Source organism: Paenibacillus liaoningensis (genome assembly GCF_059609455.1).
The window spans coordinates 15,590-27,395 of the sequence record NZ_JCAALU010000010.1; the positions used below are offsets into that span (position 1 = coordinate 15,590).

Genomic DNA, 11,806 nt, shown 5'->3' on the forward strand with positions numbered 1-11,806 from the left:
AAGGGAAAGGCAGGACTGCCTTATGCTTATCGATTACCATACCCATCATGTTCGCTGCGGGCATGCAGTTGGCACGCTTGAGGAATACGTACAGAAGGGCATTGAACTGGGGCTTGACCAGCTCGGCTTGTCCGACCATTTGCCGCTTATTCATGTCGATCCGGCGACGTATTATCCAGAGATGGCCATGCCCATGGAGGAGCTGCCGCGTTATGTCGAGGAGTGTTTGACGCTTAAGGAGAAGTACAAACATCAAATCGACATTCGCGTCGGACTGGAAGGCGATTATATCGAGGGTTATGAGCGGCAAATCGAGGATATTATTAAAGCATATCCGTTCGATTATGTCATTGGCTCAGTACATTTTCTCGGCGAGTGGGATATTACCGATTTTCGCCAGACGCACGGCTGGGAAGGCAAAAACCGGCTGGCGGTATATGAGCAATATTATGATGCGGTGCAGAAGGCGGCAGCAACCGGGCTTTATGATTTTATCGGGCATATCGATGTAATCAAGCGTTTTGGCTTTAAGCCGGAGGAAGATGTGACGCATTTGGAAAATGCAGCGCTCGAAGCCGTCAAGCGGCATGGCGTTGCGATTGAATTGAATGCCTCGGGCTTGCGGACACCAGCGGAGGAAATGTTCCCGAGCCGCAGAATGCTGGAATATGCGCTTAAGCTGGGCATTCCAATTACGGTTGGCTCGGATGCGCATCAGCCAGAAAGACTGGCACAATACCTCGATCAAGCGCGTCTGATGTTGAAAGAAGTCGGTTTTTCGCAGCTCGCGACCTTTGATCGTCGAAAATTAGTCAGTATTGATTTTTGAATTATTAGCAATTCGATGTATAATGGTATTGACCAAGCGCAAACGGGCTGTGCCCGTAGCACAAGCTTAGGGCAAGCAGGCGTTGCGCATTGAAAGCCTAGTCAGGTAAAACTTATTTGGTTTAAACGCTCAGGAGGGTATTATGTTAAGCGACAAGTTGCGTATTTTCTCGGGATCGTCTAATCCGGAACTAGCTCAGAAGATTGCTTCGGATTTAGGATTGACGCTCGGCGCCATTAAGATGTCCAGATTCAAGAGTGGCGAAATTTATGTCCACTATGAAGAAACCATCCGGAACTGCGACGTATTTCTGGTTCAATCGTTTTCGCATCCGATCAACGAATATTTCGTGGAGCTGCTAGTTATGATTGATGCAGCGAAACGGGCTTCGGCGAAAACGATTAACATTATTATGCCGTATTACGGTTATGCCCGTCAGGAGCGTAAATCCGCGCCGCGGGAACCGATTTCCGCAAAAATGGTTGCAGACGTATTGACGACAGTTGGGGCGACCCGCGTCGTTACGATTGACTTGCATGCACCAGCGATTCAGGGCTTCTTTAATATTCCGGTCGATCATATGACAGCTCTTGATCTGCTCAGCGATTATTTGAAATCGAAAAATATTAAAAACCCAGTTGTCGTATCGCCAGATGCTGGACGCGCTTCGACTGCCGAGAAGCTTGCCAACTACTTGGACACTTCGTTCGCGATTATGATCAAGAAGCGTCCAGCACATAATGAATCATCGATTACCCATGTTATTGGTGATGTTGAAGGCCAGACACCGATTATTATCGAGGATCTGATTGATACCGGCACAACAATTGTCAATGTAGTCGAAAGCTTGAAGGAACGTGGTGCGGAAGATGTGTACGTGTGCGCTACTCACCCTCTCTTTTCCGGCAATGCTATTGAGCGTTTGGATATTCCAAGTATTAGAGAAGTAGTCGTAACCGACTCTATTCTCCTGCCTGACAACCGTCCGGACCGTTTCACGGTGCTATCGGTTGCTCCTCTGCTTGCAGAAGCAACACGCATCATTATTGAAGGCGGTTCGATCAGCACCCTGTTCAAAAATGCAGGCGTGTAGCGAGAACTTTTTTTAAATATAGGAAAGTATATAATTATCCCATCCTTTCTCTATATTTCTCGGAATGAAACGCGCTGCTCCGCCAGAGGACGGCGACAGCCGTTTCACCTTGTCGACTCTTTATCACAAACAGCATAAATACTTATATGAAATCGCGGGCGGTTATTAAAACGCCCGCGATTTTCATAACTTTTTGCCTTTTGCCACAATGGAACGCGGGTAATTGCAGCCGTCCTGGAGCGTTTCCTTTAGTTTGAGTGCGCGACTTGACCGTTCCTATGTTATAATCGTAGAAAATGAAGTTTCCGGGAGGTGCCTTGCCAATGAAGGGAAAGAAACGCGCGGCGACAGCTGAGCCAAAAACGAAAATCATACCTATTCAGTGGGATGCCACATTCTTTTTCGAACGGGCTGTCCGCTCATTGGACCGATACCACTATGACAAGGCACTTAAATATTTTCGCCGTGCTGTGGAATATGAGCCGGAAAATCCGGTTAACCATTGTAATATGGCTGGCATTTTATCGGAAATGGGCAATTATGAGGAATCCAATAAGATTTTGCATTGGATCGTCGATGAGCTTGATCCTACGATGACGGAATGCCATTTTTATATGGCGAACAACTATGCCAATATGGAACAATATGAAGCCGCTGAAGGGGCTTTGGTGCAATATCTCGAAGAGGATGCGGATGGGCAGTACCTCGATGAGGCGGAAGAAATGATGGAATTGCTCGATTATGAGCTGGAGCGTCCAACGCGGGTAACGAGCATTAAGGCGCGTGAAGGCCTGTTTGAGCATGATCAGGCACGCACGCTTCTGGAGGAAGGCAAGTTTACCGAGGCGGTTCGCCTGCTGGAGGACATTATTGCGGCACAGCCGGAGTTTCTGGCCGCCCGCAACAATTTGGCGCTCGCTTATTATTATATGGGTCTGTTCGATAAAGCGATGGAAACGATTCATGAGGCGCTGCATATTGATGCGGGCAACCTGCATGCCTTGTGCAATTTAGCCATCTTTTATCAGCATGCAGAGGATGAGAAAAGTTTGGCTCCACTGGTGGAGCTGCTGCGCAAGACGGCACCTTTTCATGAGGAGCATGTGTTTAAGCTGGCTACGACGATGGGCATTCTTGGCGAGCATGAGGCGGCTTACCGCCACTTCCTTCGCTTGCTGAAGGACCCTGATCTAAATCAGGACCCATGCCTGTATCATTATGCGGCTGTGGCAGCATGCAATATTGGTCGGTTCCATGAAGCCGAGCGTTTGTGGCGGCAGACAGCGAAGCTTGATCCAAAGTCGAATATTCCCCGCTATTATATGGAGCAGCTGGAACTGGTAAAGCAAGGGCAGCATAAATCAGCAGTCAGCTACCATTATCATTTGCCGTTTGAGGAGCAGTTCAAGCTTTGGGAAAACTCCTCGGATGGACTGCCTGATCATTTGAAGCGCGACCCGCTCGTCCGCTCCTCCTTCTTCTGGGCGCTGCGCCACGGCGATCGGAACACGAAGCTGCAAGTTATTCAGGCGCTCGGCATGATTGCCGACAATGAAGTGAAGGATGCGCTAAGAGCGTTTTTAATCGAACCGGGCGAAGACGATTATTTGAAGCGGATTGCGATTTTCGTCCTGCGCACCATTGATGTACAGGAGCCTCTGCAGGCGATTTTGGAAGGCAAGGAAACGGTCATTGAACCGAATCGTGTTCCTTCTCGTCTGCCTGTGTGGGAAGCCAAATGGCAGGAAGTAGTCGAAGCTGCGTTATCGCGAATGAACAAACGTTATGATCTGATCCAGCAGCATGATCTAATGACGCTGTGGGTCGAGTTTCTCAGCCGGGTTTATCCGGACGTTCCGAAGCTGAGCAAGGTCGAAGGCTGGGCCGCAGCACTGGAATATTTGACGGCGAAGATGCATCGGCGCACGATTTCGTATCATGAGGTATCCGTTCGTTATGGCACTTCCATTGCAACGGTCAGCAAAAATGCGAAGCGAATCGATCAAGTGTGCGGCATTAAGGAAAAGATGCGTTCGATCAATTCGGTATTTGCGCCAGATGAACCGCTGGAATAGCGAGCAGGCGTGTCTGTGAAATATAATAAGAATAGGGCAAAATCTAAGGAGGGTTACAGGATGTATAAAGCAATTATTATCGGTACGGGTCCTGCGGGACTGACGGCTGCGATTTATTTGGCTCGTGCAAACATGAAGCCGCTAGTTATTGAAGGACCGGAGCCAGGCGGACAATTGACGACGACAACGGAAGTAGAGAACTTCCCGGGCTTCCCAGAAGGTATTATGGGTCCGGATTTGATGGCTAATATGCGCAAGCAAGCGGAGCGTTTCGGCGCAGAGTTCATTACGGGCTGGGTGAACAGCGTGGATACTTCCGCGAGACCGTTCAAGCTGCAAGTAGAAGGCAAGGGCGAATTCGTAGGCGAGTCGCTTATTATTTCGACGGGCGCTTCAGCGAAATACCTAGGCATCCCTGGGGAAAAAGAAAACGTAGGCCGCGGTGTCAGCACCTGCGCCACTTGCGACGGATTTTTCTTCCGTGGCAAAAAAATCATCGTTGTGGGCGGCGGAGATTCCGCTATGGAGGAAGCTAGCTTCCTGACTCGCTTCGCGACGAATGTAGAGCTTGTTAACCGCCGCGATGAGCTGCGCGCTTCTAAGATCATGCAGGACCGCGCACGCGAAAATGAAAAAATCGACTGGAGCCTAAACCGCACGCCAGTTGAGGTTGTAGCTGGGCCAATGGGCGTTACTGGCCTTAAAGTACGCAACAATGAAACGGGCAGTGAAGAAGTCATTGAGACGCACGGCATTTTCATCGCGATCGGCCACACGCCGAACACGGCCTTCCTGAATGGACAGATCGATACGGATGAGCATGGCTACATTAAAGTAAAACCGGGTACTTCCGAGACGAACGTTCCAGGCATCTTCGCTTGTGGCGACGTGCAGGACAGCAAATATCGCCAAGCGATTACCGCTGCGGGCAGCGGCTGTATGGCAGCGCTCGATTGCGAACGTTTCCTTGAAGGCAGCATGACGCATGACTGGAGCCAGTCCCTGTAAACATAGATCGGCGGTTAGGTTCAGTTAGCGCACATAAGGCGCAAGCGCCTATCAAACGCTGAGCTTCCTAGTTCCCTAGATCGAAATGCAGCAAATACCCCTTTGCCTGATGAATAAGGCAAAGGGGTATTTATTGTATGTTTATTGTACGCTTGTATGTTTGGGCAGTACCCTAGAACAAGCAGCACTATGAGCTGGGGTGGCGTACAGGTGGCGCAGCATTGACGCAAGCGGCATAAGCTTGCCGAAAATAATCATTTGCTTGTAGACGCAAAATGCGTCCACAGCTCGCTGCGCGAGGTGGTCACTGCTGTAGCCCCAGCGGCAGTTGCATTTTCCACATCTGCTACAGTTCGGATCAGACCGCCGGCAAAAATCGGAATGCCCGTCCGTTCAAAAACTTCACGAATGATATGCGGCATGACGCCTGGCAGCACTTCAATATAATCAGGCTTCGTGCGCTCCAGCAGCACATAGCTTTTCTCCAATGCCTGGGTATCCAGCAGAAACAAGCGCTGTATCGCAATAAGGCCATTTTTCTTGGCTGTGCTAATGACAGCGCCGCGTGTAGAAATAAGTCCGGCCGGGCGAATCATCTGGCACAAATATTCGGCTGCGTATTCGTCATTTTTGAGGCCGCCGATTAAATCGGCGTGGAGCAGTATTTTTTTGCCATGGGCATTCGCCAGCTCGAAAATGCTCTTCAGTTGGCTGATATGCGTCTCCAGCAGCACAATATAGGAGAAGTCAGAAGTCATCAGCTTTTCCAAATCTTTCGTTTTTCGCGGGGCAGGCAATATTTGCTGGTTGTGAAAGGGCAAGGCCGAATACCTCCTTATCGGGATGTGGATTCATTGATCTATAATAAGCTGCCAGCTAGGCGTGTATACGCGGCTTCGATTCCAATGCGGAACGGAGTCCGCCATCTGGGGCGGGAAGTGATGTGTTCGCTTGAAATATAGGAAAGGATATGGTTTTCGCATCCCTTCTCTATATTTTTCGGAATGAAACGCGCCACGCCGCCAAAGGACGGCGACAGCCGTTTCACCTTGAAATATAGGAAAGTATGTGATGTTCCCATCCTTTCTCTATATTTCATCACGAAACGAAAGCTTTGCCGCCAGAGGACGGCAAAGCCGTTTACGCTTGAAATATAGGAAAGGATATGGTTTTCGCATCCCTTCTCTATATTTCTCGGAATGAAACGCGCCACGCCGCCAAAGGACGGCGACAGCCGTTTCACCTTGAAATATAGGAAAGTATGTGATGTTCTCATCCTTTCTCTATATTTCATCGCGAAACGAAGCTTTGCCGCCAAAGGACGGCAAAGCCGTTTACGCTTGACCCTAGTCTAATGGATATACGGGGTGAACTCAACGTGCAAATCCAGCGGCAGCAAGGAGCTTCCTGCCTTGACCAGAGGGAGGAGCTTCGCTTATAGTGGACAGAGAAGATTAACATATTAATGAGGTGGACTACAAATGTCTCAAAAGATTTACGTTGGAATCGATGTTGGCGGAACGGCAATTAAGGTCGGATTGTGCAACGAGAACGGGGATTTGCTTCACACGTATGAAGGTCCCACAGAAACGAATAAAGGTACGGATGCTATCCTTGAAAATATTGCTGCTTATGCGCGTGCCATCGTCGCTGAATCTTCCTATGAATGGGAGCAGGTTGGCGGTGTAGGCGTAGGAATCGCCGGTTTCCTGGACATTCCGTCGGGCTATATTAAGTTCGCGCCGAATTTGAAGATTCGCGACGTAAATTTGAAAGATTATTTGGAAGCCAAGCTGGCAACTAAAGTGCTTGTAAACAATGATGCAAACGTGGCAGCGCTGGGCGAGGCTTGGGCTGGCGCGGGCAAAGGCATCGACCACTGCGTATGCTACACGCTTGGTACAGGTGTGGGCGGCGGTATTATTATCGGCGGCAAAATCGTCGAAGGCTTCGCCGGCATGGCTGGCGAGCTTGGACATATTGCAATTGTGCCGGATCTCGAAGCGATTCAGTGCGGCTGCGGCAAGATGGGCTGCCTCGAAACGGTTTCTTCCGCAACGGGCATTATCCGTATGGCGAAGGATGCTGTGGAGCGCGGCGACCGTACGACGCTTGCTCAAGTGACAGACATTATGGCGAAGGACGTTATCGATGCAGCAAAAGCTGGAGATGAAGTAGCTATGCGCATTGTAAGCCGTGCGGCGTATTATTTGGGACGCTCGATGGCGCTGATGGCCGTCGTGCTGAATCCGGAATGCTTCATTATTGGCGGCGGCGTGTCCAAAGCCGGCGAGTTTCTGTTCGAGCAAATTCGCGAAGTATTCGAGAAGTATACACAGAAAGAAGCGCAGGATGGCGTGAAAATCATCCCTGCTACGCTCGGCAACAATGCAGGTGTCGTTGGCGCAGCGGGATTGATTTTGCGCTCGTAGCGATAAACATAGGATAACAGGGACAATTTCCCCGCTTGTGAGGAGGAGAAGAAGATGGAGACGGCAGCGGCACTAGCGAAGCTTGTTATTATTACAGGGATGTCAGGCGCGGGCAAAACGATTGCTGTACAAAGTCTAGAGGATCTTGGCTTCTTCTGCGTCGATAATTTGCCCCCGGTGCTTATCCCTAAGTTTGCAGAGCTGATTGAGCAATCAAACGGGAAGATCGGCAAGGTTGCCTTAGTTATTGACTTGCGCGGCAGGGAGTTTTTTACAGCTTTAGCGGAGTCTTTAAGTTATATTAAAGACCATTCTACCATAAGCTGTGAGATACTGTTCCTGGATGCGACGGACGGCGTGCTCGTTCAACGTTATAAGGAGAGCCGCCGCCGCCACCCGCTTGTGCCCGATGGCTTGCCGCTGGACGGCATCAAGCTGGAGCGCAGAATGCTGGAGGATTTGAAGGGGTCTGCATCGCTGGTCATTGACACCAGCAGTATCAAGCCCGCACAGCTGAAAGAACGGATTATTTCCAGGTTTACGAATTTGGAGCAAAATAGCTTGTCGGTCAATGTCATTTCTTTCGGCTTTAAATATGGCATTCCGATTGATGCGGATTTAATTTATGATGTGCGTTTTTTGCCTAATCCTCATTATATTGAGCATCTGCGCCCAAATACCGGCCAGACGCCAGAGGTTTATGAATATGTGATGAAATGGCCGGAAACGCAGGCGTTTCTGGCTAAACTGGTTGATATGCTCCAGTTCCTCCTTCCGCTTTATCATAAGGAAGGGAAGAGCCAGGTCGTTATCGGCATTGGCTGTACCGGAGGAAAACATCGCTCGGTGGCGATTTCGGAATACTTGGGCCGTGTGCTGGGAAGCAGCGATACGGAACGGGTACGCGTCAGCCATCGCGATTCCGACCGCGACAGGCATTAACGGAGGGAATGTATGCAGAACAGGCACAAAATAGGAGCGCCTCCCAAGATCGTAGTCATTGGCGGAGGCACAGGATTATCCGTTATGCTGCGCGGGCTGAAGGAAAAGCCCATGGATATTACAGCCATCGTCACCGTTGCGGATGATGGGGGCAGCTCCGGCGTGCTGCGCAATGAGCTGCAAATTCCGCCTCCGGGCGATGTTCGCAATGTGCTGATGGCGCTCGCCGATACGGAGCCGCTGCTTGCAGAGGTGCTGCAATACCGATTCAATTCAGGCACGGGGCTTGCCGGGCATAGTCTCGGCAATTTAATGCTGGCTGCTATGGCTGACATCACAGGCGATTTTGTGACGGGCGTACGCGAGCTGAGCAGGGTGCTGGCGGTGCGCGGGCGTGTTTTGCCTGCGGCAGCCCAGGCTATCGTGCTCAAGGCAGAAATGGCCGATGGCTCGATCGTCATTGGCGAGTCGATGATTCCAAAGGCGGGTCAAGCAATCAAGCGTGTATTCATTGATTCGGAGAAGGCACACGCGCTGCCGGAAGCGGTTAAGGCGATCGAGCAAGCAGATGCCATTCTTATTGGGCCTGGAAGCTTGTACACGAGCATTATGCCGAATTTGATTGTTCCCATGCTTGCCCAAGCAATTACGGAATCTTGCGCCGTCAAGCTGTTTGTGTGCAATGTGATGACGCAGCCGGGCGAGACGGACAATTATACGGTATCGGATCATATGAATGCGATTGAGGCCCATATCGGCCTGCAATTATTTGATTATGTCATTGTGAACAATGGTGAAATTTCACCGCAAGTGGAAGCCAAATATGCAGAGATGGGCGCAAAGCCCGTCGCTATTGATTTAGAAGCTATTCGCAGCAAGGGCTGCGAGGTTATTGCGGATCGTTTTGTTTTATTCCAGACGTTTCTAAGGCATGATGCCGAGCGTCTAAGCCATCATATTTATAAGCTAGTGGAAAACTGGATGATTAGAAAGAGGTGACAAACCATGTCGTTTGCGGCACAAACGAAAAAGGAACTTACGCTTATTGAAGCGGATTCCTGCTGTGAGCTTGCAGAGCTTTCCGCACTCATTCGGATGAATGGTTCTGTCAGCTTATCCAGCCGCAAAGTCATTTTGGACATCTCAACAGAAAATGCTGCCATAGCCCGTCGTATTTATTCTCTGGTCAAAAAGCACTTTGAGGTACACACCGAGCTGTTGGTTCGGAAAAAAATGCGGCTGAAAAAGAACAATGTGTATATCGTACGTATTCCAACAATGGTACAATCTATATTGAGCAAGCTTCATATCGTATCGGAAGGTTTCGTGTTCAACTCCGGAATCGATAAAGCGATGATCAAGAAGTCTTGCTGCAAGCGTTCTTATTTGCGCGGGGCTTTCCTTGCTGGAGGTTCAGTGAATAACCCTGAGGGTTCCTCGTACCATTTGGAAATTTCTTCGATGTATGAGGAGTATTGCGCCTCATTAGTGGAGCTTGCCAATAAGTTCGAGCTGAATGCCCGCTGCATTGAACGGAAGAAAGGCTTTATTTTTTACATTAAGGAAGGCGAGAAAATTATTGAGCTGCTGAACATTATCGGTGCTCATCAGGCGCTGTTCAAATTCGAGGATGTAAGGATTATGCGCGACATGCGCAATTCCGTCAATCGCATCGTCAATTGCGAGACGGCGAACCTGAACAAGACCATTGGCGCGTCCGTGCGGCAGATTGATAATATTAAACTGCTGGACCGCGAGCTGGGCCTTGATAACTTGCCGGATAAGCTCAGGGAAGTCGCTGAAATTCGCCTGCAGCACCCCGATCTGAACTTGAAGGAAGTTGGCGAACTGCTGAAAGGGTCAGTAAGCAAGTCGGGCGTAAACCATCGTCTTCGCAAAATTGACGAGCTTGCTGAAAAAATACGCAATGGCTAAACTTTTAACTTCTTGTTTCCGATGGTATAATGATACAATGAGTTTAAAATTATCGGCATAATTAAGGAATGAATAAGATATAGGGGGTATGGTTTCCATGACAAGGCTTCCGGTTGTCGTTCGACTAAAGACGGGTCTTCATGCAAGACCTGCAGCATTATTCGTACAAGAAGCTAATAAATTTTCATCTGAAGTATTCGTCGAGAAAGACGACAAGAAAGTGAATGCCAAATCGATTATGGGAATTATGAGCTTGGCAATCAGTTCGGGCACTGAAGTTTTCATAAGTGCGGAAGGTTCGGACGCAGAACAGGCTGTAAACGCTTTAGCTGCATTGGTAAGCAAGGAAGAGCTGGAGAACCAATAAGAAGCCCTATGCAGCAGGGATTCGCTTGCTCATAACCCTATTATTTGGCCATGCCGCCTTCTGGATCTGAATGATCCGGGGCGGTTTTTTGGTTAAAAAAAGTCCATAACAAAAGTCCATAACAAAAGAACCCCGGTTCGCCTGAACCGGGGTTCTTTTGTTATGCGTCCACAATAATGCGGGGCAATTAGATTTTCTCAATAACCTTGTCAACGAGACCGTACTCGCAAGCTTCTGCTGCGCTCATGAAATAGTCGCGATCGGTATCTTTCTCCACGCGCTCAAGCGGTTGGCCTGTGCGCTCGGACAGGATGCCATTCAAGTGGTCGCGCATTTTGATAATGCGGCGTGCGCGAATTTCGATATCGCTCGCCTGGCCTTCAGCGCCGCCCAGCGGCTGGTGAATCATAACCTCGCTGTTCGGAAGCGCGTAACGCTTGCCTTTGGCGCCTGCTGCAAGCAGGAAAGCGCCCATCGATGCTGCCATACCTACACAAATGGTGGATACGTCAGGCTTGATGTATTGCATCGTATCATAGATAGCCATACCCGAGGTGATGGAACCGCCAGGGCTGTTAATGTAAAGGGAGATGTCTTTCTCAGGGTCATCAGCTGTCAGAAACAGCATCTGTGCGATGATGGAGTTGGCTACAACGTCATTGACGCCCGAGCCCAAGAAGATAATACGGTCCTTCAATAACCGGGAATAGATGTCGTAGGAGCGCTCTCCGCGATTAGTTTGCTCAATAACCATAGGGACGAAATTCATATCCTGTAAACCTCCTCCGAAAAATAACAAGATTGATATTGCCGTAACATCATAATAGCGGATGAAACGTTAAAAGTCAAAGATAGTCAGACAAATCAGATTTTTCTCTATCGCATGCCTTTTTGCAGCTAAAAAACGATATAAAAAAACCACCCTTTCATCAGGGTGGCCACATACTAGGCTTCATAAACACGATTGCTTGTTGTATGTCGTTATTGGCAAATCAGAACGCGCCCGCTAGGAATCGAACCTAGATCTCAGGCTCCGGAGGCCTACGTCATATCCATTGGACCACGGGCGCATGTATAAAAGTAACAGCAAGATTTAGTATATGTTAAATGTGAATAGAAATCAAG

At 49.3% G+C, this 11,806-nt stretch carries 11 protein-coding genes and 1 tRNA gene; 9 read left to right on the top strand and 3 right to left on the bottom strand.

Annotation, left to right across the window (positions count from 1 at the left end; all coding sequences use genetic code 11):
* The first annotated feature begins 22 nt into the window (after window positions 1-22).
* From hisJ to trxB, 4 genes are all read left to right on the top strand, one after another.
* Complete coding sequence (gene hisJ, locus AC6B99_RS15955; RefSeq protein ID WP_056032522.1) at window positions 23-829, top strand: histidinol-phosphatase HisJ; 807 nt, start codon at window positions 23-25, stop codon at window positions 827-829.
* A gap of 142 nt (window positions 830-971) precedes the next feature.
* Window positions 972-1,922, top strand: coding sequence for a ribose-phosphate diphosphokinase (locus AC6B99_RS15960; protein WP_056032519.1), 951 nt, complete (start codon window positions 972-974; stop codon window positions 1,920-1,922).
* 323 nt (window positions 1,923-2,245) lie between these two features.
* A complete protein-coding gene (locus AC6B99_RS15965) occupies window positions 2,246-3,997 on the top strand; it encodes a tetratricopeptide repeat protein (RefSeq protein ID WP_056032516.1) in 1,752 nt (583 codons plus the stop codon).
* Between the two features lie 60 nt (window positions 3,998-4,057).
* The gene (trxB, locus tag AC6B99_RS15970; protein WP_494863559.1) at window positions 4,058-5,005 is read left to right on the top strand and encodes a thioredoxin-disulfide reductase; all 948 of its coding nucleotides are present in this window, start codon (window positions 4,058-4,060) and stop codon (window positions 5,003-5,005) included.
* A gap of 254 nt (window positions 5,006-5,259) precedes the next feature.
* Here the strand turns inward: trxB and AC6B99_RS15975 are convergent, their stop codons facing one another.
* Window positions 5,260-5,826, bottom strand: a complete 567-nt coding sequence (locus tag AC6B99_RS15975; protein WP_056032510.1) for a glycerol-3-phosphate responsive antiterminator — start codon at window positions 5,824-5,826, stop codon at window positions 5,260-5,262.
* Window positions 5,827-6,486: 660 nt separating this feature from the next.
* On the opposite strand from AC6B99_RS15975, the gene AC6B99_RS15980 reads away from it, so the two are divergent.
* The 5 genes from AC6B99_RS15980 to AC6B99_RS16000 all read left to right on the top strand — a co-directional run bounded on the left by AC6B99_RS15980 (window position 6,487) and on the right by AC6B99_RS16000 (window position 10,681).
* Window positions 6,487-7,437: an ROK family glucokinase gene (locus AC6B99_RS15980; protein WP_056032507.1), complete on the top strand. Its 951-nt coding sequence runs from the start codon at window positions 6,487-6,489 to the stop codon at window positions 7,435-7,437.
* A gap of 54 nt (window positions 7,438-7,491) precedes the next feature.
* Complete coding sequence (gene rapZ / locus AC6B99_RS15985; RefSeq protein ID WP_056032504.1) at window positions 7,492-8,379, top strand: RNase adapter RapZ; 888 nt, start codon at window positions 7,492-7,494, stop codon at window positions 8,377-8,379.
* A gap of 12 nt (window positions 8,380-8,391) precedes the next feature.
* Window positions 8,392-9,378, top strand: a complete 987-nt coding sequence (locus tag AC6B99_RS15990) for a gluconeogenesis factor YvcK family protein (RefSeq protein WP_056032501.1) — start codon at window positions 8,392-8,394, stop codon at window positions 9,376-9,378.
* A 6-nt stretch (window positions 9,379-9,384) separates the two neighbouring features.
* Entirely contained in the window at window positions 9,385-10,314 is a 930-nt protein-coding gene (gene whiA / locus AC6B99_RS15995; RefSeq protein ID WP_056032497.1) for a DNA-binding protein WhiA, read from the top strand.
* 97 nt (window positions 10,315-10,411) lie between these two features.
* Window positions 10,412-10,681: an HPr family phosphocarrier protein gene (locus AC6B99_RS16000; RefSeq protein ID WP_046234108.1), complete on the top strand. Its 270-nt coding sequence runs from the start codon at window positions 10,412-10,414 to the stop codon at window positions 10,679-10,681.
* Between the two features lie 187 nt (window positions 10,682-10,868).
* On the opposite strand, the gene clpP is transcribed toward AC6B99_RS16000, so the two are convergent.
* Together clpP and AC6B99_RS16010 are read right to left on the bottom strand one after the other, a co-directional pair.
* Window positions 10,869-11,450, bottom strand: a complete 582-nt coding sequence (clpP, locus tag AC6B99_RS16005) for an ATP-dependent Clp endopeptidase proteolytic subunit ClpP (RefSeq protein WP_056032494.1) — start codon at window positions 11,448-11,450, stop codon at window positions 10,869-10,871.
* A gap of 229 nt (window positions 11,451-11,679) precedes the next feature.
* Window positions 11,680-11,751 (bottom strand) — tRNA-Arg (locus tag AC6B99_RS16010).
* Window positions 11,752-11,806: the final 55 nt, after the last annotated feature.